Genomic DNA, 24,247 nt, shown 5'->3' on the forward strand with positions numbered 1-24,247 from the left:
TTATGAAAAAAATATTAGTAATTAATGGTTCGCCAAATAAAAAAGGACATACAAAAAACATTGTTGAGAAGGTTTTATCAACAATAGATACATCTAAAGCGGATATAATCAATGTGGATTGTTATAAAAAACAAATAATGCCTTGTGTAGATTGTAAAGGCTGTAGTCATAAAATAGGGCAGTGCTCCATAAAAGATGATATGGAACCTATTTATGATTACTTAAAGAACTGTGATATTATTATCCTTGCATCACCAATGTATTTTGGCATGTTTCCAGCACCTTTAAAAGCAATAATGGATAGATGTCAGCTTATTTGGAGTGAAAAATATATATTTAATAAAACTACAAAGCCAAAAAAAGGTATATTAATTTTTGATGGTGGTATTGAGTGGGAAAATATGTATATGCCTATGGAAACTATTGCAAAATATTTTTTTAATACCCTGAATTGTACAATTGAATACAAGTTGTTCATTGCAAATACGGATAAAGATCATCATTATTTAGAAAATAATGCAGCATCTATTTTGAGCTGCCAAGAAACTATAAGTAATTTACTTGAAATTTAATAATGTTATGCTGATTTATTTATCTTAGATTTATTTTTAATTTTGTGGTATTGTACTAAGTATTCATCTAATTGTTGAGAGCATATTACAACGATATTGTCAGTAGGTTTTTTGAATCGAAGTAATACACCTAACATGAATTTGAATGACTTTATTTTTTGTTTTAGTATATTAAATTTTAATAACATACAAATGCACCCCCGAAGTATTATATTTCTATTTTAACAGACATTGGAATTAAAGTTAACATATTTTGGTAGTCAAATTAGTTCATTTTTTTACAATTTACATCAAAATATGGAAAATAGCACGAAAGTTAGTTTACATATTATTACATTTCATAAGCTTATTTAAAAGGATATAAGTAATCAAATAAGCATTATATAGGAGGAAAAGAAAATGGAATTTAAGAATATAGATGATATGAAGATTGAGGAAGTAATAGAAGAAATAAATGCAATGTATAAGAAAAGTCAAGAGGAAGGATTGTCAGAAGAAGAAAAAGAAAGACAAAAGGTTTTAAGACAAAGATATATAAATAATGTGAAAAATAACTTTAGACAACAAATAGCGGGATATAAAAAAGTTGATCCTAGCAAAAATAACTAGCATAATTTTATTGCCATGGAGGGATACTGGTGGGAGTAAGGGTTTCAGATTTAGTAAATAATTATCAACTGGAAGTATTGGTTGAAGGAAATTTAGAATCAAACATTGAGATAAGTGATATAAATAGACCAGGATTGCAATTTGCAGGTTTTTATAACTACTATGACAACAAAAGAATTCAAATTGTAGGGAAAACTGAGTGGAGTTATTTAAATTATTTAGAACCTGATATCAGACTACGCAGGATAAAGAAATTCTTTTCATATCCTGTTCCTGTTATTATAATTACAAGAGGCTTAGAAATGCATCAGGAATTTCTTGATGAAGCAAAAGAAAAAAACATTACAGTTTTGCGAAGTAATATTAAATCTACAAGATTTATTAATAGAATAAGCAATTATCTTGATGAGAATTTAGCACCTGAAACAAGGCTGCATGGAGTTTTAGTTGATGTATATGGTATAGGTATTTTAATAATAGGAGAAAGTGGAATTGGTAAAAGTGAAGCTGCACTAGAATTAATTAAAAGAGGGCATAGGTTAGGAGCAGATGATGCCGTTGATATTAAAGAAATTGATGGTAAGTTGTATGGTTCTTGTCCTTATATCACAAGAGGAATGATGGAAGTAAGAGGTATGGGGATTATTGATGTATCCGCAGTATATGGAAGCAGTTGTATAGTTTCTAAAAAGCAGATTAATTTAGTGATTTATTTGGAAAATTGGGATTCAAATGGTAGTTACGATAGATTAGGTGTAGACAGTGACTATATGGAGATTTTAGGGATAAATGTTGAAAAAATTAAGCTTCCATTAAAACCGGGAAGAAACATTGCAGTTATTATAGAGGCTGCAGCTGCAAACTTTAGATATAAAGCTACTTCAAATACTTCTGCAGTTGAAACAATTGAAAAAAGAATAATGGATGGAGACCAGTGATAAATAATAAAATCAACTTTGGCAATTTTAAATTTTCAAAAATTTCATTGTAAATAATTTGTATATGAAGTAATATAAAGATATACTTTTAGAACTAATAATTATTTTTGGGAGGGATTTCAATGGAAGATTTAAAAAAACTTGAGAAAAAGTATGACTTAGCATGGGATAAGTTTACTAAAGAAGATTTAGAAAAAGCTTTTGAGCTTTCTGACAGATACATAGATTTTATGTCTAAATGTAAGACAGAAAGAGAATGCGTTACTGAGTTTATAGCTTTAGCTGAAGCCAAGGGATATGTTGATATTAACTCTGTTATTTCTGCTGGTAAAAAACTTCAAGCAGGAGATAAGGTTTATGCAAACTGCATGGGAAAAGCATTAGCTTTATTTTTAATAGGAAGTGAACCAATGGAAAAAGGCTTTAGAATTTTAGGAGCACATATAGACTCTCCAAGAATCGATTTAAAGCAAAATCCATTATATGAGGATTCAGATATAGCTTTACTAAAAACTCATTACTATGGCGGAATAAAGAAATATCAGTGGGTAACAATTCCACTAGCTATTCATGGAGTAGTATGTAAAAAAGATGGTGAAACAGTAAATATTGTTATTGGTGAAGATGATAAAGATCCAGTTGTAGGTATTTCTGATCTTTTAGTACACTTATCTGCTGATCAAATGGGTAAAACAATGGCAAAGGGAATAGAAGGAGAAGCATTAAACGTTTGTGTAGGTTCAATGCCTATAGAAGACAAAGATGCTAAAAATAGAGTTAAGCTTAACATCTTAAAGCTTTTAAATGACAAATATGGAATAACAGAGGAAGATTTTGTTTCTGCTGAATTAGAAGTTGTTCCTGCTGGAAGAGCTAGAAGCTATGGCTTAGATAGTTCTATGGTTATGGCTTATGGTCATGATGATAGAATTTGTGCATATACTTCTTTTGAAGCACAAATGAATTTAGCTTCAACTGATAAAACTTGTATAACACTACTTGTTGATAAAGAAGAGGTTGGAAGCCAAGGAGCATCAGGAATGCAGTCAAGATTCTTCGAAAACACAGTAGCTGAAATAATCAATTTATTTGAAGATTACAGCGACATAAAAGTTAGAAGAGCTCTTGCAAATTCTAAAATGCTTTCATCAGACGTTAGTGCAGCATATGATCCAAACTATCCATCAGTAAGTGAAAAGCAAAATAACGCTTTCTTTGGAAAAGGTATAGTATTTAATAAATATACTGGTTCTAGAGGAAAGGGTGGCTGTAACGATGCTAATCCAGAATTTATTGCTGAGTTAAGAAAAATAATGGATGATAATAACATCTGTTGGCAGACTTCTGAGCTTGGAAAGGTTGACCAAGGTGGCGGTGGAACTATTGCTTACATTTTAGCTAACTATGGAATGGAAGTAATAGATTCAGGTATGGCACTTCACAACATGCATGCTCCATGGGAAATTGCAAGTAAAGCTGATATTTATGAAGGTTGCAGAGCATACGAAGCATTCTTAAGATATATCTAATAAAGCAATTTAAAAAGAAAAGGATAAATCCAGTTTAAGGATTTATCCTTTTTTTTTATAAAAATTAATTATCATTAGTAAAGAACTTACAGATACTATATAAATTAAGCTGTAAAGGTATATCTGACATATCTACATAATCAACTTCATAGTCACCATCCCAGCTGTAAATTGATATATACTTTTCATTAAAGATAGTGATTGCGTATTTTAAATCATTAAAATCTATATAGACCTTATACTTATATGTATCAGGTAAATCGGATGGTTTTTCAATAAAATTCTTTTCGTTTAATATATTTATGAAACTTAAAATATCTGTACGTTCAGTTTCAGGGAATGTAAATTCATCAAAAAATTCTTTGTAAAAGACCTTAATAGTTTTTGGTTTTTCAGAAGATAATTTTTTTACGAGATTTTCAGTATAATAGTTAGATGATGGTTTATTTTTATTAAATAACTTATTTACATTTGTACAACCTGTGCAACTTACAATGCATACAATTAAGAATACAATTAGAAGCTTATTCTTCATTTTAATCCCCCCTGTTTCTATTAAGTATGTGGTGGAGAAGAAAATTATTACTACTATTCATATATAAATTTAAAAGTAATATTGTATTCAATAATCTCATACCATATAAAGAACCATACTTTAATTTATATAAAGCAGGTTTAAGTAAATTGATTAGTTTTGTGAATATTAATAAAATTAAAGATAAAAATTAAAGCAGGACAAGCCTGCTTTAATTTCTTATATGTTTTCTAAAATTGAAGCTTCTGTAGGATGTATTAATTCATCTGGCTTCTTAATTTCACCATTTAAGATTTCCATGAATTCCTCACCTGTTATTGTTTCCTTTTCTAATAGGTGTTTTGCAAGTTCATGAAGTTTATCTATATTTTCTTTTAAGATTTCAGTAGCTGTTTCGTGAGCAGTTTTAATTACTGTAAGGACTTCAGTGTCTACCTTTGTTGCTGTTTCAGCAGAGCAGGCAAGGGAAGCATCTCCTCCAAGATATTGATTTGATACTGTTTCTAATGCCATCATATCAAATTCACTACTCATTCCAAATCTTGTTATCATTGCACGAGCAATTTTGGTTGCTTGTTCAATATCATTAGCTGCGCCGGATGTAATGGAATTAAAAATTAGCTCCTCAGCTGCTCTTCCACCGGTGTAAGTAACAATTTTGTTGATACATTCCTCTTTGCTCATAAGAACTTTTTCACCTTCATCAATCTGCATGGTATATCCAAGAGCACCACTGGTTCTTGGAATAATAGTAATTTTATGAACTGGTGCAGAATGCTTTTGTTTTGCAGCTACAAGAGCGTGGCCGATTTCATGATAAGCTATGATAAGCTTATCTTTCATTGAGATAACAGCATTTTTACGCTGATAACCAGCAATAACTGTTTCTACAGATTCTTCTAAATCTCTTTGAACAATGAATTTACGATTATTTTTAACTGCTAATAAAGCAGCTTCGTTTACTATGTTTGCAAGCTCGGCACCACTGGCACCAGAGGTTGCTCTTGCAATGGCGTTAAAATCAATATCATCGCTTGCTTTTACGTTTTTTGTATGAACTCTTAAGATGTCTTCACGGCCTTTTAAATCAGGTAATTCAGCAGGAATACGTCTGTCAAATCTACCAGGTCTTAAAAGCGCTTTATCCAAGGTTTCAGGCCTATTGGTAGCTGCAAGGATTACGACTCCTTTACCTCCATCAAAGCCATCCATCTCAGTAAGAAGCTGGTTTAAGGTTTGTTCTCTTTCATCGTTGCCACCCATACCAGAGTTATCACGCTTTTTACCTATAGCGTCAATCTCATCAATAAATACAATACAAGGTGCTTTTTCTTGAGCTTGTTTGAATAAATCTCTTACTCTGGCAGCACCCATACCAACGAACATTTCAACAAATTCTGAACCGGAAATTGAAAAGAAAGGTACACTTGCTTCTCCAGCAACGGCTTGAGCAAGCAGGGTCTTTCCTGTTCCAGGAGGGCCAACTAGCAAAGCTCCTTTTGGAAGTTTTGCACCAATTTCTTTGTATTTGGCTGGATCATGTAAAAAATCTACTATTTCAGTAAGCGCTTCCTTTGCTTCATCCTGACCTGCTACGTCCTTAAAAGTTTTGCCTGTTTGAGCTGAAACGTAAACTTTTGCTTTACTTTTCCCAAAGCTCATGGAGTTACCACCCATTCTTTTTCCCATAGATTTTGAAACTATCTGCCAAAGGATAAAGAACATAAAGAATGGCATTACCCAAGATAGTATAAAGGTAATTAAAGGATCTGCCTCTTGGGGGATTAATTGGTTAAATTCAGCTCCGGAAGCGACTAATCGGTCCACAATGCCGCTATCAGGAGCAGCACCAGTAATATAGATAGTTTTATCATTTTCGTCACTTGACTTAAATACAATTTGGTTTTTTTGAAGCTCAACAGTAGATATTTCTTTATTATTGAGCATTGTTAAAAACGTACTATAGTTAACTTCTTTAACATTTCTATTAACAATTAATGGAATTATAGTTGAATTTAATATAACCACAATTAAAAGAACAATTAAATAATAATATATTAAAGGTTTCTTAGTATTCTTTTCATTCTTCATTATATATGACCTCCTTAGATGTATAACTTGTTAATCAAATAATGTATATTATATCACTAAATATATACTTTTATCTAATGTTAATAGAAATGTAATTCTTTGTTTTCATTGAAGGTGTAAAATAGAGATTTATTACCATCAGTTCCAGAAAGGGGGATTTAAAGTGAGTGTAGTAAAGTATTTTATTTGGTTTGTATTTTATTCTTGTGCAGGATGGGTATATGAATCTACATTATGTTCTATAACTGATAAAAAATTAGTAAACAGGGGGTTTCTAAATGGGCCAGTGTGTCCTGTGTATGGAGTTGGAGCAGTTGCTGTTATATTTTTCTTAAATGATAATCAATCAAGCTATTTGGAACTGTTTATAACAGGAGCAGTTTTAGCCTGTACAATTGAATATTTAACATCAGTAATTTTAGAAAAATTATTTCATGCAAAGTGGTGGGATTATACTAGATATAAATTTAATATTCATGGCAGAGTTTGTTTGCTTGGAGCAATTGTTTTTGGAACCTTTTCGGTGGTATTAATAAAGTTTATTCAGCCTATAATTGAGGGTTATACAAATTTAGTTCCTAATGGAGTACTCATATGTGTTGCAGTTGGAACAAGTCTTATTATGGCAATTGATTTAGTGTTCACAGTAACTCATCTGCTAGCTTTAAATGGAAGGTTGAAAGAAATACAAGAGGCAATTAATCTTCATTATAGGGAAAATGAAGCAAGTATAAATAAGTGGATAACTGCGAAGGTAGCTTCCCTTGAATTGAGAGGTACTGTAGACGAAGATGTTGAGAACATAAAAAGAATTTTTAAAGAAGTAAAGAAATCTATTCACAGTAGATTTGAAAGCAGTGAATACTATACTGATAATATTAAAAAGCTGTTAAGTATGAGAAAGCTACAAGACAGGAGGCTGGCAAAAGCCTTTCCAAGATTAAAATCCACAAGATATGCTGATGCATGGGAAAAGGTTAAGGAACGTGTGAATTCCAAGAGATAGATAAATAAAGGCTGAACCAATTTTTATTAGATTTTAAACAATTACTGCATATTACAAATTATATAAGGAGAATATAAGGTGGTAGGATAAAGTATTTAAAGATTGGATGTAATAATATGAAATTAATATTAGAAAAAAATAAATTGATTAAATTAAAAAAGTTTGCTTTGATTTTTATTATTACTGGTTGTGGTTATACAAATATTGAACTTTTATTTCGAGGATATACTCATCCATCAATGATTGTAGTTGGAGGACTTTGTGGAGGCTTAATAGGTATTCTTAGTGAAAAAGGGCTAAAGCTTAAGTTATGGCAAAAATGTGCCATTAGTGCTCTTTTAGTATTATTTATTGAATTCATTTCAGGGTACATCCTTAATATTAAGTTTCAGTTAGGGGTGTGGGATTATTCAAAGGAACCAATGAATATCTTAGGGCAGGTATGCCCATCCTTCGGGATTGCATGGTTTTTCTTGAGTATTATAGCCCTTTGGTTAAATGATTATATTGGATATGTTTTCTTTAACGAAGAGTATGAGGGGAATTTATTTGTTTACATAAAAAGACTTATTACTTTGAAGTAGAGGGCATATATATGAAGTGAAGCAATAAGTTAGTGAAGTGGTATTAAATAAACTAATATTAACGTCTAATTTATAAGAGGGGTGTTAAAATGCAATTGAATAGTATCAATAAAATGGATGTAAATCAATTTCTTAATGAGTTATCAGCGGAAAATTTCAACTTTGTAAAAGATTCCTTTAACTCCATAGAAGATGCTTTAAATTTTTACAGGAAAAGTGCTTTGGAAAGCGCTGGAAGAAATACAGGAGAGTTTATGGGAGTTGAAGAATTTTTTAATGGATTGAACAATATCAGTTCAACAGAATTTATTTAACAAATAAAAACAACCCTTGAATTATCAAGGGTTGTTTCTACATGGTGCCGGTGACCGGGGTCGAACCGGTACGGTGTTGCCACCGCGGGATTTTGAGTCCCGTACGTCTGCCAATTCCATCACACCGGCGAGTACTTTATTATATTACCACATTATTCTAGTGATTACAATAGTTTTTTTATGAATATAATTTATTATATTTTATACTAGTTAAAAGAAATACTTAAAGATATAATTATGGTATGAATTTAAATTTAAAGTGAGGAATAAAAAGATGAAGAGGATATTAGATAATATAGTTGAAGAATGTAGACCTTGGACAAGTAAAGGAGAGGTAGCTTCATATATTCCTGAATTGGCAAAGGCTAATCCAGACATCCTAGGAATTTGGGTTACTACATTAGGTGGAGAGGAATATTTTGCAGGTGAATATGATTTTAAATTTACCATTCAAAGTATTTCTAAGGTGGTAACTTTAATGCTTGCCATTCTTGATAATGGAATAGAATATGTATTTTCAAGGGTTGGAATGGAACCAACAGAAGCTAGCTTTAACTCAATAACAAATTTAGATTCCCATGAGGAAAAAATTCCATTAAATCCAATGATAAATGCTGGGGCAATTGCAATTGTGTCATTAATTCATGGAGATACAATAGAGGAAAAGGCTACAAGAATATTAAATTTCACAAGAAAAATTACTGGCAATCCATATATAAGCATAAATGATAGTGTATATGAAAGTGAAAAGAAAACAGGGGATAGAAATAGAGCCCTAGCTTATTATATGAAGGGAAATGGAATTATTGAAGGAAGTGTTGAAGAAATTCTTGATGTATATTTCAAAGCTTGTTCCATGGAAGTTACCAGCAAAGATATTGCAAGAATTGGTGCAATGCTTGCCAATGATGGCGTTCTTTTAACTAATGAAAGGGTAATTTCAAGGGAGGCTTGCAGAATAATTAAAACTATCATGGTTACATGTGGAATGTATGATGCTTCAGGTAAATTTGCTGTACATATTGGTATACCAGCGAAAAGTGGAGTTGGTGGTGGTATAATGGCTGCTGTTCCGAGAAGAATGGGCATTGGAGTTGTAGGTCCAGCATTAAATTCTAAAGGTAATAGCAGTGGTGGAATTAAAATATTGGAGAAGCTTTCACAAGAACTAGATTTAAGTATTTTTTAGAGTTTTAGAGGTTGCAGGGGGTTAATATGATAGGAACAATTGTGAATACTGTATCCGTCATTGTAGGGGGATTAATTGGATTAGTAATAAAGCAAGGTGTTTCAAAAAGATTTTCAGATATTGTAATGAATGGATTAGCCTTGTGTGTACTTTATATCGGAATATCAGGTGCTCTGAAGGGACAGAACACTATGGTTGTGATTTTTTCTATTGTTATTGGAGCCATAATTGGGGAAGCTATAGATTTAGATAAAAGAGTAAGAAATCTAGGAGAATTCATAGAGGAAAATTTTAAGTCAGGAGATAAAAGTGTTTCCATTGCAGAGGGCTTTGTTACAGCAAGTTTATTATTCTGCGTTGGAGCAATGACAATTGTGGGTTCATTGCAAAGTGGATTAACTGGAAATCATGAAATGCTATTTACAAAATCAATATTAGATGGAGTTGCTTCCATTTTATTTTCAGCATCATTAGGGGTTGGAGTTTTATTTTCAGCAGCATTTGTATTTATTTATTAAGGAAGTATAACATTATTAGCACAGTTTATTTCTCCATACTTGAGTGAAATAGTTATTGCTGAAATGACCTGTGTAGGATCATTGTTAATAATTGGCCTATGATTAAATATGCTTAATGTTACTAAGTTAAAAGTAATGAATTATATACCAGCTATATTTTTACCAATTTTAATATATTTGTTTATGTAAAAGTAAGCAGCTTCATTCAATGTGAAGTGCTTGCTTTTTTTATATGATAAATGAATTGTTAAATTTCATTTACACCTGTTACTACACATATTTATTGTTAATAATATTGATATTGAGTAAATATTATTAAATTTACTTATTTCCTTGACTTTGAAGTATAAAAAGTGAAAAATAGTATAGGTAAGAAGCTTTCAATAGAAATTATTCTTCCAGTTTTAGATGATCTTTTAGTAAGTAAAGAGAACCGAAATATAAAATATCTCTAATAGCTAGAATTGAATTTGGAGGTTTACTTTAATAGAATAGGATGTGGTTAAAATTAATAGAAAAAAAATAGCTATATTAGATGGAAATAGTTTATTATATAGAGCTTTTTTTGCTCTTCCTGATATGAGCACTAAGGAAGGGATGCATACAAACGCGGTATATGGATTTTTAACGATGCTTCTTAAGCTTCGTGAAGATATACAGCCTGATTACATAATTACTACCTTTGATAAGTCAAAGAAAACTTTTAGACATAATGATTTTGAGGATTATAAGGCTGGAAGAAAGAAAACACCTCCTGAGCTGACAATGCAGTTCCCTGTAATAAGAGAAATACTTACTAAAATGGGCATAGGTGTTTTTGAAATGGAAGGCTTTGAGGCTGATGATTTAATAGGAACCTTCTCCTGCAGAGCAGAGGAAGCTGGTATGGAAGTATACATAGTTACAGGTGACCGAGATGCTCTTCAGCTGGCAACGGATCACGTTAATGTTGTTATTAATAAAAAGGGAATAAGTGAGAAAGAAATTTATAATAAAGAAAGATTTATTGCTGACTTTGGAGTAACTCCAACCCAATACATCGATGTTAAGGGATTGATGGGAGATAAATCTGATAACATACCTGGAATACCAGGTGTCGGTGAGAAAACTGCTTTTAAATTAATAAAAGAATATGGCAATATGGAAAACTTATTAATGAATATAGATGCTGTTAGTGGAAAGAAACTTAAAGAATCTTTAGTTGAATATAGAGAACAGGCTATATTAAGTAAAAAGCTGGCAACAATTATCACTGAAGTTCCAATAAATACCAGTATTGAAGAGATTAAAACGCCTGGAAGCTTCAATAATCCAGAAGTAAGAGAGATGTGTTTAAAGCTTCAATTTAAGTCAATCTTAAATAAACTTCAAGCTCTTGAAGGTGAAGCAGGTCAAGAGGGAAATAGTGGAACCATTGAATCTGAGGAAGAAGTGAAGTTTGTAACTGTAGATAATATTCAAGCCTTAAAGGGAATTAAGGATTCTATTAAGGAGAAGCTATTTGTAAAGTTTTATGTAGAAAATACAAATAGTTTTACCATGACAAAGCTGTCTTATCTTGGTTTAATGATTAATGAACAAATTTATATCGTTCATTGTGAAAAGCTTATGGAAGAAAATAAAAGTGAATTTGTAGAAGCTTTAAAAGCTTTATTCGAAAATTCTTCAGTTAAAAAGATAACTCATGGAGTGAAGTATGGCTATACTGCTTTATTAAAACTAGGAATTCATATGGATTTAATAGATTTTGATGAAGAGATTGCAGCCTACTTATTAGACTCATCTAAATCAGAGTATTCATTAAAAACAATTCTTGAAGAAAAATTAGGTAAAAACTTTAGTGGAGAAGGTGATGAATTAAAAGCTAAAGAGCTTTCTGCCATGAAGGAGTTATATCAATTACTTAGTAAGGAAATAGATTCAGAAAACATGACTGAGCTTTTAGTTAAGGTGGAACAGCCATTAACTAGAGTAATTGCTTATATGGAATATGAGGGCTTTAACATCAATAAAGAGGAGCTTGACAATTTAGGAGTTAAATTCAGCGCCGAGATAGCAGAGCTCACTGCAGATATTTATTCTTTGGCAGGGGAAGAATTTAATATTAATTCACCTAAACAATTAGGAAAGATTCTTTTTGAAAAACTTGATTTACCAGTAATTAAGAAAACTAAAACAGGATACTCAACTAATGCTGAAGTTTTAGACGCTTTAAAAGATAAGCATCCTATAATAGATAAAATTCTATATTACAGACAGCTCTCAAAATTATATTCAACATATATTGAAGGGTTAAAGGCTGTAATTGATAGTGATGGAAGAATCCATTCTAACTTTACTCAAACTGTTACTACAACAGGAAGATTATCTAGTACTGAACCAAACCTTCAAAACATTCCTATAAAAAATGAAAATGGAAGAAGTATAAGAAAGGTATTTATACCTCACAATGAAGATTCTGTTATTCTCTCAGCTGACTATTCTCAAATAGAACTTAGAGTTCTTGCTCATATTTCCGATGATGAGAATATGATTAAAGCTTTTAAGGGTCATGCTGATATTCACACATCTACAGCAGCAGAAGTATTTAATGTACCTGTGGAAGAAGTTACAAAAACTATGAGAAGTAACGCTAAAGCAGTTAACTTCGGAATAGTTTATGGAATAGGAGATTTCAGCTTGGCGCAGGATTTAGGAATAACAAGGGCTGAAGCAAAACAGTATATAGATGCTTACTTAGCTAGATATAAAAAAGTAGGAGAATATATGGAAAAGGTAGTAGAAGATGCTGAAGCAAATTCCTTTGTAACAACTCTTTTGAACAGAAAAAGATATATACCTGAGGTTAAATCTTCAAATAAAATGGTTAAAGCTTTAGGAAAGAGGTTAGCTATGAATGCACCAATCCAAGGGAGTGCTGCTGATATTATTAAAATTGCTATGATAAATGTTGCTAATAAACTTGAAGAAAAGAAATTAAAAAGCAGACTTATTCTTCAGGTTCATGACGAATTGATTTTAAATGTATGCAAGGATGAACTAGATCAAGTCAAAGATTTAGTTAAAAATGAGATGGAGCATGTACTTGACCTTAAAGTGCCATTAGACGTGGATGTTTCATTAGGAGATACCTGGTATGAAGCAAAATAAAATATTAAAGGTAGGGTTAACTGGGGGAATTGGATCTGGTAAAAGCACTGTAAGTTCAATGGTTAAAAATCAGGGGATTCCAGTGATTGATGCTGACATGATTTCTAGAAAGGTGCTTTCAAGCCATCCAGAGATACTAATAAAAATTAAGGAAACTTTTGGAGAAGAGTTCTTTGATGAAGATGGGAATTTCCTAAGAAGAAAAATGGGAGAACTGATTTTTTCTAACAAAGAGAAAAAGGATGTTTATGAAGGGATCTTAATGCCATATATATTAAAGGACATATTTATGGAAATAGATGAATATGATAACATGGGTGAGGAAATATGTGTTTTAGATGCACCTACGTTAATAGAAAATAATCTGCACGAAGAAATGGACTTTGTTATTGTCATTGCAATAATGAAAGAGCTTCAAATTTCAAGGGTAATGGCAAGAGACGAATTTACTAGAGAAGAAGCAATAAATCGTATTAATAATCAAATGTCTACTGAAGAAAAAGTTAAGTATGCAGATTATTTAATAGACAATGGAGATACCTTGGAGTATACAAAATTCCAGGTTGATTCAATTATTAAGGAGCTAAAAGAATTTAGGGGGAAAAATGTTCTGTAGAAATAGTAAAAAACTTAGAAAGATATTGCTTATTATCTTAATTGCAGTAATTATATTTGCAAACTTTAAAATTATACTTAGAAGCTTTTTTCCACTTGAATACAAGGAAAGTATCCTACAGTATAGTGAACTTTATAATGTGGATCCTATCTGGGTGGCATCAGTTATAAATACAGAGAGTAAATTTAATGCAGAAGCCGTTTCCTCAAAAGGAGCTATGGGATTGATGCAGATAATGCCTGATACAGGGATTTGGATTGCTGAATTAATTGGAATAGAGAACTTTACTGAAGAAATGATTAAAGATCCTAATGTTAATATTAATCTTGGTACTTGGTATTTAAATAAGCTTAGCGATGATTTTAATGGAGATTATGATTTAGTCCTTGCGGCTTATAATGGAGGTCCAGGCAACGTTTCAAGATGGCTCGTTAACGAAGAATATTCAGATGATGGAGTGAAATTAAGAGTAATTCCCTTTGATGAAACCAAAAACTATGTAAAACGTGTGAAATTAAATTATACTATGTATAAATTCTTATATGATTTTAATATTAAGTAGAATTGTTGTTTCTGGTATTGATTTAAAAAATTGATACCAGAAATTTTTATTATTTTTTAATAAATTATTGTTGTAAATAGAAATTTGTGGTGATATAATTAATTCATCGGATAAATGGGATAAAACATAATTAGCAGATGTGGTGGAATGGCAGACACGCTATCTTGAGGGGGTAGTGAGAATACTCTCGTGCGGGTTCAAGTCCCGCCATCTGCACCAAGAGTCCTTATATTATGCAGATGTGGCGGAATTGGCAGACGCACTAGACTTAGGATCTAGCGCCTTAGGCGTGGGGGTTCGACTCCCTTCATCTGCACCAAAAAAAACCTTGGATAAAAATCCAAGGTTTTTGTTATATTTAAAGAATTATTGAGCTTCTGGAATGTTTTCTACACAGCCAATACCGATGGCGCCAGCTCCAATATGGCAGGAAATGCTTAATGGTAAAGGGGTACTGAAGATTTCATATTCAGGAAAAGTAGCTTTAACCATCTGTTCCCAATCCTCAGCTAAGCTTCTATTACCAGAATAAGCAAGGTAAAGGGATATTTTTTTTCCATTAAATCTATTTTTCAAATCATTTTCAAGTGCATTAATCATGATTTTCATTGCTTGCTTTCTCCCGCGAGCTTTCTTAAAGGCATCTAGCTTATCACCCTGAATTTGGAGTACAGGTTTAATATTTAAAACAGTTCCAAGCGCTGCCCCGGAAGTTGTAACACGACCGCCTTTCTTTAAATATTTAAGCGTATCAACAGTTATGTATATACTTGCATTTAAGGCATATTGATTCAAAAGCTCTGCAATTTCTTTTCCAGAAAAACCTTTGTTTCTTAAGGAGATGGCTTCAAGGACAGATTGTCTTTGAGTAACAGAAATTCTTTTGTTATTTATTACGAAAACCTTGCCATTAAAATCATCTGCTAAAGCAGCAGCAGTCATATAAGAACCGCTAAGACCACTGGACATAGGTATATGTATAATTTCATCATATTCCTTTAATAAGCTGTTCCATAATTCTAAGATATCACCAGGGGTAGGTTGAGATGTTGATATTTCTAAGTCTTGCTCTAACATTTTAAAAAATTCATCTTGATTTATGGTTATATTTTCATGATATAATTTTTCATTCACATAAAAAGGCATTGGGACCACATTAATGCCTAGGGAATGTGCTTCATCATTAGAAACTCCACTATTACTGTCGGTTATTATAGCTACTTTATATTTCATGTCATACCTCATAGTTTTCTTTTCATTTGAATTAAATATAAATAAAAATTGATTAAATATTCATGTATATCTTATACAATATATTTTAACATAATATACTTTAATATAATTATAAACAATATATTAAAATAAACAAAATAAACATACGATATTATGAAGAAGTATTGGAAGATTTGTAGTTAACATATAATTATAAATAAAATTATGAAATGAAATGTAAAAATATGATATACTAAATTATAAATGTACCTTTTGTGGAATGTATAAATTTTTACTTATAGGGATGGAAAGTAAATAATAAATATGAATTGGTAAAAGAAATTACTTATATATTTTTTAGCTTAAAGTATATTAATTAAAGGAATGATTTAAATGGAACATTTTGATAACATATCTTTATTTGATCTTGGAGATATGGAAGCTCCACAGCTGGGAGAGAAAAAGGATAATAATGAACCACTGGCGCAACGATTAAAACCAAGAACCTTAGAAGAGTATGTTGGGCAGGAGCATATTTTAGCTAAGGATAAATTGTTATATAGAAGTATAAAAAGTGATAGAATTACTTCTTTAATTCTTTATGGTCCACCAGGAATAGGAAAAACAAGCTTAGCCAAAATCATAGCGAGAACGACTCATTGCAATTATGTGGAGTTGAATGCAGTTACATCAGGGATTAAAGAGATTAAGGCCGTTGTTGAAAAAGCTCAAAACGAAATTGCCTTAAAGGGGAAAAAAACAATTTTATTTATAGATGAGATTCATAGATTCAATAAAACCCAACAGGACAGCTTATTGCCTCATGTTGAAAAAGGAGTTATTACTTTGGTTGGAGCAACAACAGAAAATCCTTTTTTTGAGGTAAATAAAGCTCTACTGTCCAGATCCATGATTTTTAAGTTGGAGCCACTTACGGAGGAACATATTATAAAGGTTATAAACCGAGCATTAACGGATAAGGAATTAGGCTATGGATCAATTAAAATTAAGCTATATGATGATGCTTTAAAGTTTATATGTAAAAATGCATCTGGGGATGCAAGAAAGGCTTTAAATGCATTAGAATTAGCAGTTTTAACCACTAATAAAAGTCAGGATGGTATTATTCATGTTACCTTAAGTGTTGTGGAAGAGTGTATGCAGAAAAGACAAGTAAGTTATGATAAGTCTGGAGATTATCATTATGATGTGGTTTCAGCTTTTATAAAAAGCATAAGAGGGAGTGATCCAGATGCTGCAGTACATTATCTTGCTAGAATGCTTTATAGTGGTGAGGATCCTGAGTTTATTGCTAGAAGGATTGTTATATCAGCTTCAGAAGATATTGGAAATGCAGATCCATATGCAATTCTTATTGCAAATGCAGCCTTAAACATAGTTAAATCTATTGGAATGCCAGAAGCTAGGATTACGTTGGCACAGGCTGTTACATATCTAGCCACGGCCCCAAAGAGCAATGCAGCCTACAATGCTATCAATGCAGCTTTGATGGATATTGAAAAAGAAGATATCGGTGCAGTGCCCATGCATTTAAGAGACAGTCATTATGGTGGAGCAAAAGAGTTAAATCATGGTGTTGAATATAAATATCCGCACAATTATGATCATCATTATGTGAAGCAGCAGTATCTTCCAAAGGAACTTAACAGGAAGAAATACTATGAACCCACAGGGCTAGGTTATGAAAAAAGAATTAAGGATAGAATGGATTTTTTTAGTAAACTATAGGTGAATCACACAGAAGATTTGATTGTATATCTTTTGTGTGATTTTTTTGTTATGAAGTTATTATAGTGGCATTTAAGATATGTATTTATGGATGATATATTTTAGATATGGTAATTGGTTGATTTATATTAATTAAAATAGACTTACGAAACAAGAGTAGAAATAAAATCAACATAAATGTATTTGAAAAATATGTTAAATGTGAAATAATATAAATATACCCTTCTTTATAGTTAAAGGAAGGGCATATTTAAGAGTTTAATTGTTTGAAAATTTAAAAAATACAAACAGGGAGGGTATAAATGAAGATTCCTTATGTTATAAATCTGCAGAAGTATTCTATTCATGATGGAGATGGTATTAGAACAACGGTATTTTTTAAAGGATGCTTGCTAAGTTGCTGGTGGTGCCATAATCCAGAAAGTCAAAGCTATGAACAAGATCTTATGGTTGATGAAGAAAAGTGTACTGGCTGTGGTTCATGCGTAGACATTTGCACCAATAGTTCTATATCACTTTTCAAGGGAAGAGCAAAAACTAATATGAAGAGCTGTACTTTATGCTTCGACTGTGTAGATGGATGTATATATAATAACAGGCATTTTGTTGGAAAGCAGTTCAAAATTGAGGAGCTTGTAAAAGAGCTTGAGAAAGATAAGCAGTTTTATGAAGATTCGCAGGGGGGAATTACCTTGTCAGGAGGAGAAGTAATGACTCAGCCCATGGACTACATAGAAGAACTTATTAAAAAATTGAAAAGAAAAGGATATAACGTAGCTATTGATACCTGTGGATATGCTCCTACAGAAAACTTTAAAAGGTTGTTAAAGTATGTAGATACGTTTTTATATGATGTGAAGGTTATGAATGATGAAAAACATAAGAAGTATATGGGGAAATCTAACGAACTTATTCTACATAACTTAAAATTTATAAGTGATAACAATGGAAAAATAAATATTAGAATTCCAATAATTTATCCTGTAAATAGTGATGAAGAATCCATAGATGAAATAATAGATTATTTAAAGAAAAATATTAAGGTGGAAAAGGTTAATTTACTTCCTTACCACAATACAGGATCAAGTAAATATGTAAAGTTACAAAAAGAATATCGTGGAAAGGACTTTGAAGCACCAACGAAGGAGAGAATGGAAGAGATAGCAGATAAATTTAGAAGTAATGGTTTTATAAATATTAAAATAGGAGGTTAAGTATGGAAAAGAGAGGAATGAATGAAAGGATTAGAAATCTAAGAAAGCAAAGTGTTGAAACTGTACCTCATATTTATATGGAAAGGGCACTATTGATGACTGAAGCCTATAAAAAATATGAGGGTAGTGTATCCATACCTGAGTTAAGGGCTTTAACTATGAAAGAGATTTTTTCTAAAAAAACTATAACTATTGAGAAGGGGGAATTAATTGTTGGGGATAAAGGTAACGGTCCACAATCTACTCCTACTTTTCCAGAGTTATGCTGTCATAGTCTTAAAGATATGGAAGTTATGAATAACCGTGAATTAATATGCTTCAAAGTATCTGAGGAAGATTTGAAGATTCAAAAAGAAAAAATTATACCTTATTGGGAAAAAAGATCAATGCGGCATAAGATAATTGATGCAATGAGTGAGAGCTGGAAGGATTGCTATGAAGCAGGAATTTTTACTGAATTTATGGAGCAGAGAGGACCAGGGCACACTGTTGGTTCAGAAAAAATTTATCAAAAAGGGTTTTTAGATTATAAAAAAGATATTGAAGTAGCACTAAATAATTTGGATTATTTAAAAGATGAAAACGCTGGGGATAAATCAGATGAGCTTCGTGCCATGGCAATTATGTGTGATGCCATTATGATATTAGGTGAAAGGTATAGTGAGCTTGCAAAAGAATTAGCTGAAAGAGAAGAAGATCCTATAAGAAAAGCAGAGCTATTAGAGATAGAAAAGAATTGTAAGGTGGTTCCTGCTAAGAAGCCAGAAACTTATTGGCAGGCAATACAAATGTATTGGTTTGTCCATTTAGGGGTTACTACAGAGTTAAATCCATGGGATGCTTATAGCCCAGGCAGGTTAGACCAGCATTTAAATCCTTTTTATGAAAGAGACCTTGAAGCAGGAATTTTGAATGAAGAAAAAGCTAAAGAGCTTTTAGAATGTTTGTGGGTAAAATTTAATAATCAGCCTGCACCTCCAAAGGTTGGAATTACCTTAAAGGAAAGCAGCACATATACTGATTTTGCAAATATAAATACTGGAGGTATAACTGCCGATGGAGAAGATGGTGTAAATGAAGTAAGTTATTTAATTTTAGACTGCATGGATGAAATGAAACTTTTACAGCCAAGCTCTAATGTTCAAATAAGCAGAAAGACTCCTTTGAGATTTTTAAAGAGAGCTTGTGAGATATCTCGAAAGGGATGGGGACAGCCAGCTTTTTATAATACAGAAGCTATCGTCCAGGAACTTTTAAATGCAGGAAAATCTTTGGAGGATGCACGAAGAGGTGGGACAAGCGGTTGTGTTGAAACAGGTGCTTTTGGGAGAGAAGCTTATATACTTCAGGGATACTTTAATCTGCCAAAGATTCTAGAGATAACTTTATTTAACGGATATGACCATGTGGCAAAGAAGCAGTTAGGTTTGAAGCTAGGACATGCTGAAGATTTTAAAAGCTATGAGGAGCTGCTAGAAGCTTATAAAAGGCAGATAGACTATTTTGTAAATATAAAGGTGGAGGGCTCCAATAAGATAACAAGATTATATGCTAAATATATGCCAGTTCCATTTTTATCAATTATTACGGATGACTGTATAGGAACAGGCACTGATTATAATGCTGGGGGAGCAAGATATAATACTAATTATCTTCAAGGCGTTGGAATAGGTACTATTACAGATTCCTTAGCCGCTATTAAATATAATGTTTATGATAATAAAAAGTTTTCAATGAACGAATTAATGAAAGCTGTAAAAGATAACTTTATTGGTCATGAGAAAATTTTAAATTTGGTGCAAAACAGAACGCCTAAATATGGTAATGATGATGATTATGCTGATTTTATTATGAAGGATATCTTTAATTATTATGAGAGAAATGTTACAGGAAGACCTAATATGAGAAAAGGTACATGGCGTATAAATATGCTTCCAACTACTTGTCATGTGTACTTTGGTGAGGTAATGTTAGCAAGCCCAAATGGGAGAAGAGCTAGTACTCCTGTTAGTGAAGGTATTTCACCAGAAAAGGGAGCAGATGTGAAGGGACCAACAGCTGTAATTAAATCAGCTAGTAAAATGGATCATTTAAAAACTGGAGGTACCCTTTTAAATCAAAAGTTCACTCCAGGTGTGGTTGGAGGAGAAGAAGGATTAACTCAAATGGTAAATTTAATTCGTACTTATTTTAATTTAGAAGGTCACCATATTCAATTTAATGTAGTTGATAGAGAAACCCTGATAGCAGCACAAAAGCAGCCAGAGGAATATAAGGATTTAATAGTAAGAGTGGCAGGGTATAGTGATCATTTTAGAAACTTAAGTAAAACTCTGCAGGATGAAATAATTAATAGAACAGAGCAAAGCTTTAATTAAACTTTAACAATTATATTATAAAGAATGGCAAAGGAATTATGAGGAGGAGAAGTAATGAAAATAGGATTTATAGGTTGTGGAAATATGGCAAAGGCAATGCTGAAGGGGATAGTATCTTCAAAGCTAATTAAGAAAGAAGAAATTATAGCAGCAGATATATCTATGAGTATGCTTGAAAAAGTAAAGGAAGAAATGGGGATTAATATTACTAACAGCAATATTGAGGTGGCAAAAGGAAGCCAGATTATTGTTTTAGCTGTTAAGCCACAGTATTATAGCTCTGTAATAAAAGAAATTAGGGATGTAATTAATGAGAATACTATTGTAGTTTCAATTGCTCCAGGACAAACCCTAGAAAAACTCCTTAAGGAGTTTAACAAAGAAGTTAAGATTGTTAGAACTATGCCTAATACACCTGCAATGGTGTTAGAAGGGATGACTGCAGCTTGTAAAAATGAATTTGTTACTGATGAGGAAATGGAATATGTTTGCAGTCTTTTGAATTCCTTTGGTAAAAGTGCTGTTGTACAAGAATATATGATGGATGCCGTTGTAGCTGTGAGTGGAAGTTCTCCTGCTTATGTATATATGTTTATTGAAGCTTTAGCAGATGGAGCTTGCCGTGGTGGTCTGCCAAGAGATATGGCATATAAGTTTGCTGCTCAAGCAGTTCTTGGAAGTGCTAAAATGGTGTTAGAGACAGGAGCTCATCCTGGAGCTCTTAAGGATATGGTGTGCTCTCCAGGAGGAACTACCATAGAAGCAGTAGCTGCCTTAGAGAGTAATGGCTTTAGAAGTGCAGTTATAGAAGCTATGAAGATATGTGAAGATAAAGCAAAGGGAATGTAAAATTTAATTAAATGAAAATAATAAATGACGGCTTTTGGGCTGTCATTTTACTTTTCATATTGTAAAATGAACAACTTAAGCAATAGTATAAATTTTCACAATGTTCTGATAGATACTATTAAGAAAACGAATACATGAATTTTGATGAATATATTTAAATATTTGTAACAATATGGTATTAATATAGTGTAAGCAAAAAAAGGAGGAGTGAAGGACATGTTAGATTTTGTGCAAGCTGTAAACAGCATTCTTTGGGATTTTCTTTTAATTTTCTTGTTATGTGGTACAGGAGCTTATTTTACCTTTAAACTAAAGTTTATTCAGGTTAGAAAATTTAAAGAAAGCTTCAAGATGACCTTTGGAAAAATAAAATTCGGTAAAAAAGCAGGAGCTGAAGGAATGACATCTTTTCAATCTCTTGCTACAGCAATAGCTGCTCAAGTAGGTACAGGTAACCTAGCTGGTGCTGCTACTGCAATTGCTTCTGGTGGACCTGGTGCAATATTCTGGATGTGGATTAGTGCTTTCTTTGGAATGAGTACTATATTCGCAGAAGCAACCTTGGCCCAGGAGTATAAAACAAAAATAGATGGACAAGTTACCGGTGGTCCAGCTTATTATTTAAGCAAAGGATTGAAAAATAAAAAACTTGGTAAAATTCTTTCTATTTTCTTCTCAATCACAATTATATTAGCATTAGGGTTTATTGGAAATATGGTTCAATCAAATTCAATTGGAGGTGCATTTGAATCTGCCTTTAATATTGATGCAAAAATTGTAGGTGTAGTTGTTGCTTTATTAGCTGGCGCAATATTTATTGGAGGAGTAAAGCGTATTGCATCCTTTACAGAAAAGGTTGTACCAATAATGGCTTTATTCTATATTATAGGAAGTTTAGCAATAATAGTTATGAATTATAAAAGTATATTGCCAGCTTTTGAAATGATTTTTGTTGGAGCTTTTAATCCATCAGCAATTATGGGAGGAGTTCTTGGAGCTACAGTTAAACAGGCTGTAAGATATGGAGTTGCAAGAGGATTATTCTCTAATGAAGCAGGTATGGGTTCTACACCACATGCCCATGCAGTTGCGAAGGTTAATCATCCAGCAGAACAGGGATTGGTTGCCATGATGGGAGTATTCATTGATACTTTTATCATATTAACTTTAACAGCATTAGTAATCTTAACAACAGGCGTTTTAGGTTCAACAGATGCTGCAGGAAAAATTATAACAGGTATTAATTTAACTCAAAGTGCATTTAAAGTTGGAATGGGAAGCTTTGGTGCAGTATTTATTGCTATAGCTTTATTCTTCTTTGCATTCTCAACAATTATTGGATGGTATTTTTTCGGGGAAGCAAATATTAAATTTCTGTTTGGAAGTAAAGGAGTAGTACCTTATAGAATATTGGTTATGGTATTTGTTTTCTTAGGTTCATGTATGCATGTTGAGTTAGTTTGGCAGTTAGCTGATACCTTTAACGGGTTAATGGTTCTGCCTAACTTAGTTGGATTGCTTGTATTAGCACCAATTGTAAAAAAACGATATGATGAATTCCAAAGTGGTAAGTATGATAAAATAATGAATGACATAAATTTATAATTTAAATATTTTATTTTCTGTAAAAAAAGTTCTTGGGATCAAGAACTTTTTTTATTGCTTTGATTATCTGTAATAATTTTCACCATAAATGCACATTTTATATATGACGTTAATCATTAAAACTTTTATATGGAGGAATGTAAAATGAATCAAGTAGGAGACATAATTAAGGCATATGGAGACAATGGCCAGGAAATTAAATTAGAATTAATTGATGTGGTAGATATAGGACAAAGCAAATATGTGATAGCAGGTCCGATTGATGGAGAAGAAGCTTACGCATATAAAGTTGTGAGTAGAGAAAATGGAATGGTAGAATATGCTTCAATCGGCTCAGGAAGAGAGTTTAATAAGGTGCTATCTGCTTATAATGAAAAACATCAATAAAATAGGAGGTAATCATGGTGGGAAAAAGTAAGAAGAAGGGAAATAACCCTAATAATAAAAATATCAAGGATGGAGTTCAGGTTTTAAATAATCAAGTAAAGGATGCACATCATATTGAAAGCGCAACCATTGCTAATGGATTATTTGGAGTGGAAATAAAGGATAATCTAATAGATCCGGATACTAGATATTATATTTAATTTGAAAACTGCTTGCCGTTGGTGAGCGGCTTTTTAATTAAATGGTGAAATGAAATAATATTGTAAAATTTTCATTGTAATATAAATTTTTATAATATATAATGAAGAAGTTAATTCGAATTTAGGAGGAAGAACCATGGAAGAAATGAATACAATAAAATTAGTTGATGCTGATTCTAATGAAGTTATAGAGTTAGAAGTAGTTGAGGACTTAACTATTGATGGAAATCGTTATTTAATATTAGCATCTCTTGAAGAAGATGATGATGCCTTCATATATAAAGTTGTAGGTGAAGGTGAGAAAGCTGCATATGAAGCAGTTGAAGATGAAGCAGAATTTAATAAAGTTGTTGCTGAATACGATAGAATTTTTGAAGAGGAAATGGGTAAATAGTACATTTTATCCAAAATAAAAATAACCTTACTTTTGTAAGGTTATT

Annotated in this window: 23 protein-coding genes, 3 tRNA genes and 1 pseudogene; 22 read left to right on the forward strand and 5 right to left on the reverse strand. The window is 32.0% G+C overall.

The genetic code is table 11. The features are described 5' to 3' along the window. The first annotated feature begins 2 nt into the window (after nucleotides 1-2). Entirely contained in the window at nucleotides 3-572 is a 570-nt protein-coding gene (locus tag BN1075_RS14605) for a flavodoxin family protein (protein ID WP_042387366.1), read from the forward strand. A gap of 5 nt (nucleotides 573-577) precedes the next feature. Here the strand turns inward: BN1075_RS14605 and BN1075_RS22530 are convergent, their stop codons facing one another. Then, the gene (locus BN1075_RS22530) at nucleotides 578-760 is read right to left on the reverse strand and encodes an aspartyl-phosphate phosphatase Spo0E family protein (RefSeq protein ID WP_040193959.1); all 183 of its coding nucleotides are present in this window, start codon (nucleotides 758-760) and stop codon (nucleotides 578-580) included. A gap of 211 nt (nucleotides 761-971) precedes the next feature. On the opposite strand from BN1075_RS22530, the gene BN1075_RS14615 reads away from it, so the two are divergent. The 3 genes from BN1075_RS14615 to BN1075_RS14625 all read left to right on the forward strand — a co-directional run bounded on the left by BN1075_RS14615 (nucleotide 972) and on the right by BN1075_RS14625 (nucleotide 3,648). Further along, on the forward strand, nucleotides 972-1,181 hold the full coding sequence (locus tag BN1075_RS14615) for a DUF896 domain-containing protein (protein ID WP_235777819.1): 210 nt from the start codon (nucleotides 972-974) through the stop codon (nucleotides 1,179-1,181). Between the two features lie 29 nt (nucleotides 1,182-1,210). Next, the gene (hprK, locus tag BN1075_RS14620) at nucleotides 1,211-2,119 is read left to right on the forward strand and encodes an HPr(Ser) kinase/phosphatase (protein WP_040193960.1); all 909 of its coding nucleotides are present in this window, start codon (nucleotides 1,211-1,213) and stop codon (nucleotides 2,117-2,119) included. Between the two features lie 122 nt (nucleotides 2,120-2,241). Then, a complete protein-coding gene (locus BN1075_RS14625; protein WP_040193961.1) occupies nucleotides 2,242-3,648 on the forward strand; it encodes an aminopeptidase in 1,407 nt (468 codons plus the stop codon). A 64-nt stretch (nucleotides 3,649-3,712) separates the two neighbouring features. On the opposite strand, the gene BN1075_RS14630 is transcribed toward BN1075_RS14625, so the two are convergent. Then, complete coding sequence (locus BN1075_RS14630; protein ID WP_042387368.1) at nucleotides 3,713-4,183, reverse strand: DUF4883 family protein; 471 nt, start codon at nucleotides 4,181-4,183, stop codon at nucleotides 3,713-3,715. Between the two features lie 219 nt (nucleotides 4,184-4,402). Next, entirely contained in the window at nucleotides 4,403-6,274 is a 1,872-nt protein-coding gene (ftsH, locus tag BN1075_RS14635) for an ATP-dependent zinc metalloprotease FtsH (RefSeq protein ID WP_042387370.1), read from the reverse strand. A gap of 163 nt (nucleotides 6,275-6,437) precedes the next feature. Between ftsH and BN1075_RS14640 the strand changes: the two genes are divergently transcribed. From BN1075_RS14640 to BN1075_RS14650, 3 genes are all read left to right on the forward strand, one after another. Beyond that, entirely contained in the window at nucleotides 6,438-7,280 is an 843-nt protein-coding gene (locus BN1075_RS14640) for a putative ABC transporter permease (RefSeq protein ID WP_040193962.1), read from the forward strand. A 116-nt stretch (nucleotides 7,281-7,396) separates the two neighbouring features. After that, nucleotides 7,397-7,864 carry a putative ABC transporter permease gene (locus tag BN1075_RS14645; protein WP_040193963.1) on the forward strand — a complete coding sequence of 156 codons (468 nt, stop codon included), beginning with the start codon at nucleotides 7,397-7,399 and terminating at the stop codon, nucleotides 7,862-7,864. 89 nt (nucleotides 7,865-7,953) lie between these two features. Continuing rightward, on the forward strand, nucleotides 7,954-8,178 hold the full coding sequence (locus BN1075_RS14650; protein WP_040193964.1) for a hypothetical protein: 225 nt from the start codon (nucleotides 7,954-7,956) through the stop codon (nucleotides 8,176-8,178). 42 nt (nucleotides 8,179-8,220) lie between these two features. On the opposite strand, the gene BN1075_RS14655 is transcribed toward BN1075_RS14650, so the two are convergent. Further along, nucleotides 8,221-8,307, reverse strand: a tRNA-Leu gene (locus tag BN1075_RS14655). A gap of 145 nt (nucleotides 8,308-8,452) precedes the next feature. On the opposite strand from BN1075_RS14655, the gene glsA reads away from it, so the two are divergent. The 7 genes and pseudogenes from glsA (at nucleotide 8,453) to BN1075_RS14690 (ending at nucleotide 14,532) form a co-directional block, all read left to right on the forward strand. After that, complete coding sequence (glsA, locus tag BN1075_RS14660) at nucleotides 8,453-9,367, forward strand: glutaminase A (protein WP_040193965.1); 915 nt, start codon at nucleotides 8,453-8,455, stop codon at nucleotides 9,365-9,367. Nucleotides 9,368-9,393: 26 nt separating this feature from the next. Then, nucleotides 9,394-10,074 (forward strand): annotated as a pseudogene (locus BN1075_RS14665) (DUF554 domain-containing protein). Nucleotides 10,075-10,392: 318 nt separating this feature from the next. Next, a complete protein-coding gene (gene polA / locus BN1075_RS14670) occupies nucleotides 10,393-13,035 on the forward strand; it encodes a DNA polymerase I (RefSeq protein ID WP_040195210.1) in 2,643 nt (880 codons plus the stop codon). Then, nucleotides 13,022-13,651, forward strand: coding sequence for a dephospho-CoA kinase (gene coaE, locus BN1075_RS14675; protein ID WP_052406567.1), 630 nt, complete (start codon nucleotides 13,022-13,024; stop codon nucleotides 13,649-13,651). Before polA ends, coaE begins: the two co-directional genes overlap by 14 nt. After that, a complete protein-coding gene (locus BN1075_RS14680; protein ID WP_040193966.1) occupies nucleotides 13,641-14,213 on the forward strand; it encodes a lytic transglycosylase domain-containing protein in 573 nt (190 codons plus the stop codon). The genes coaE and BN1075_RS14680 overlap by 11 nt, the downstream gene beginning before the upstream one ends. Before the next feature lie 133 nt (nucleotides 14,214-14,346). Further along, nucleotides 14,347-14,432: transfer RNA gene (locus tag BN1075_RS14685), tRNA-Leu, on the forward strand. A gap of 16 nt (nucleotides 14,433-14,448) precedes the next feature. Next, a tRNA-Leu gene (locus tag BN1075_RS14690) sits at nucleotides 14,449-14,532 on the forward strand. 47 nt (nucleotides 14,533-14,579) lie between these two features. Here BN1075_RS14690 and BN1075_RS14695 read toward each other — a convergent pair. After that, the gene (locus BN1075_RS14695) at nucleotides 14,580-15,446 is read right to left on the reverse strand and encodes a DegV family protein (RefSeq protein WP_040193967.1); all 867 of its coding nucleotides are present in this window, start codon (nucleotides 15,444-15,446) and stop codon (nucleotides 14,580-14,582) included. A gap of 372 nt (nucleotides 15,447-15,818) precedes the next feature. On the opposite strand from BN1075_RS14695, the gene BN1075_RS14700 reads away from it, so the two are divergent. The 8 genes from BN1075_RS14700 to BN1075_RS14735 all read left to right on the forward strand — a co-directional run bounded on the left by BN1075_RS14700 (nucleotide 15,819) and on the right by BN1075_RS14735 (nucleotide 24,201). Next, nucleotides 15,819-17,174, forward strand: a complete 1,356-nt coding sequence (locus BN1075_RS14700) for a replication-associated recombination protein A (protein WP_404989077.1) — start codon at nucleotides 15,819-15,821, stop codon at nucleotides 17,172-17,174. Between the two features lie 302 nt (nucleotides 17,175-17,476). After that, a complete protein-coding gene (locus BN1075_RS14705; protein WP_040193968.1) occupies nucleotides 17,477-18,388 on the forward strand; it encodes a trans-4-hydroxy-L-proline dehydratase activase in 912 nt (303 codons plus the stop codon). Nucleotides 18,389-18,390: 2 nt separating this feature from the next. Continuing rightward, the gene (hypD, locus tag BN1075_RS14710; RefSeq protein WP_040193969.1) at nucleotides 18,391-20,766 is read left to right on the forward strand and encodes a trans-4-hydroxy-L-proline dehydratase; all 2,376 of its coding nucleotides are present in this window, start codon (nucleotides 18,391-18,393) and stop codon (nucleotides 20,764-20,766) included. A 54-nt stretch (nucleotides 20,767-20,820) separates the two neighbouring features. Further along, a complete protein-coding gene (proC, locus tag BN1075_RS14715; RefSeq protein ID WP_040193970.1) occupies nucleotides 20,821-21,615 on the forward strand; it encodes a pyrroline-5-carboxylate reductase in 795 nt (264 codons plus the stop codon). Between the two features lie 216 nt (nucleotides 21,616-21,831). After that, nucleotides 21,832-23,220 carry an alanine/glycine:cation symporter family protein gene (locus BN1075_RS14720; RefSeq protein WP_040193971.1) on the forward strand — a complete coding sequence of 463 codons (1,389 nt, stop codon included), beginning with the start codon at nucleotides 21,832-21,834 and terminating at the stop codon, nucleotides 23,218-23,220. Nucleotides 23,221-23,364: 144 nt separating this feature from the next. Then, on the forward strand, nucleotides 23,365-23,607 hold the full coding sequence (locus BN1075_RS14725) for a DUF1292 domain-containing protein (RefSeq protein WP_042387373.1): 243 nt from the start codon (nucleotides 23,365-23,367) through the stop codon (nucleotides 23,605-23,607). A gap of 17 nt (nucleotides 23,608-23,624) precedes the next feature. Further along, the gene (locus tag BN1075_RS14730) at nucleotides 23,625-23,807 is read left to right on the forward strand and encodes a hypothetical protein (protein WP_148315519.1); all 183 of its coding nucleotides are present in this window, start codon (nucleotides 23,625-23,627) and stop codon (nucleotides 23,805-23,807) included. Nucleotides 23,808-23,943: 136 nt separating this feature from the next. After that, nucleotides 23,944-24,201: a DUF1292 domain-containing protein gene (locus BN1075_RS14735; RefSeq protein WP_040193973.1), complete on the forward strand. Its 258-nt coding sequence runs from the start codon at nucleotides 23,944-23,946 to the stop codon at nucleotides 24,199-24,201. The last annotated feature ends 46 nt before the right edge of the window (nucleotides 24,202-24,247 follow it).

This window comes from Clostridium culturomicium (assembly GCF_000821305.1).
Classification (GTDB): Bacteria; Bacillota; Clostridia; order Clostridiales; family Clostridiaceae; genus Clostridium_J; species Clostridium_J culturomicium.

Bases quoted from the DNA above. Each gene is read 5' to 3' on its own strand.
- BN1075_RS14700 (WP_404989077.1), top strand. From the start codon at position 15,819: ATGGAACATTTTGATAACATATCTTTATTTGATCTTGGAGATATGGAA.
- BN1075_RS14725 (WP_042387373.1), top strand. From the start codon at position 23,365: ATGAATCAAGTAGGAGACATAATTAAGGCATATGGAGACAATGGCCAG.
- BN1075_RS14735 (WP_040193973.1), top strand. From the start codon at position 23,944: ATGGAAGAAATGAATACAATAAAATTAGTTGATGCTGATTCTAATGAA.
- hypD (WP_040193969.1), top strand. From the start codon at position 18,391: ATGGAAAAGAGAGGAATGAATGAAAGGATTAGAAATCTAAGAAAGCAA.
- BN1075_RS14630 (WP_042387368.1), bottom strand. From the start codon at position 4,183: ATGAAGAATAAGCTTCTAATTGTATTCTTAATTGTATGCATTGTAAGT.
- BN1075_RS14695 (WP_040193967.1), bottom strand. From the start codon at position 15,446: ATGAAATATAAAGTAGCTATAATAACCGACAGTAATAGTGGAGTTTCT.
- BN1075_RS14650 (WP_040193964.1), top strand. From the start codon at position 7,954: ATGCAATTGAATAGTATCAATAAAATGGATGTAAATCAATTTCTTAAT.
- BN1075_RS14605 (WP_042387366.1), top strand. From the start codon at position 3: ATGAAAAAAATATTAGTAATTAATGGTTCGCCAAATAAAAAAGGACAT.
- ftsH (WP_042387370.1), bottom strand. From the start codon at position 6,274: ATGAAGAATGAAAAGAATACTAAGAAACCTTTAATATATTATTATTTA.
- proC (WP_040193970.1), top strand. From the start codon at position 20,821: ATGAAAATAGGATTTATAGGTTGTGGAAATATGGCAAAGGCAATGCTG.
- BN1075_RS14680 (WP_040193966.1), top strand. From the start codon at position 13,641: ATGTTCTGTAGAAATAGTAAAAAACTTAGAAAGATATTGCTTATTATC.
- BN1075_RS14625 (WP_040193961.1), top strand. From the start codon at position 2,242: ATGGAAGATTTAAAAAAACTTGAGAAAAAGTATGACTTAGCATGGGAT.
- glsA (WP_040193965.1), top strand. From the start codon at position 8,453: ATGAAGAGGATATTAGATAATATAGTTGAAGAATGTAGACCTTGGACA.
- coaE (WP_052406567.1), top strand. From the start codon at position 13,022: ATGAAGCAAAATAAAATATTAAAGGTAGGGTTAACTGGGGGAATTGGA.
- BN1075_RS14720 (WP_040193971.1), top strand. From the start codon at position 21,832: ATGTTAGATTTTGTGCAAGCTGTAAACAGCATTCTTTGGGATTTTCTT.
- BN1075_RS14645 (WP_040193963.1), top strand. From the start codon at position 7,397: ATGAAATTAATATTAGAAAAAAATAAATTGATTAAATTAAAAAAGTTT.
- BN1075_RS14705 (WP_040193968.1), top strand. From the start codon at position 17,477: ATGAAGATTCCTTATGTTATAAATCTGCAGAAGTATTCTATTCATGAT.
- BN1075_RS22530 (WP_040193959.1), bottom strand. From the start codon at position 760: ATGTTATTAAAATTTAATATACTAAAACAAAAAATAAAGTCATTCAAA.
- BN1075_RS14615 (WP_235777819.1), top strand. From the start codon at position 972: ATGGAATTTAAGAATATAGATGATATGAAGATTGAGGAAGTAATAGAA.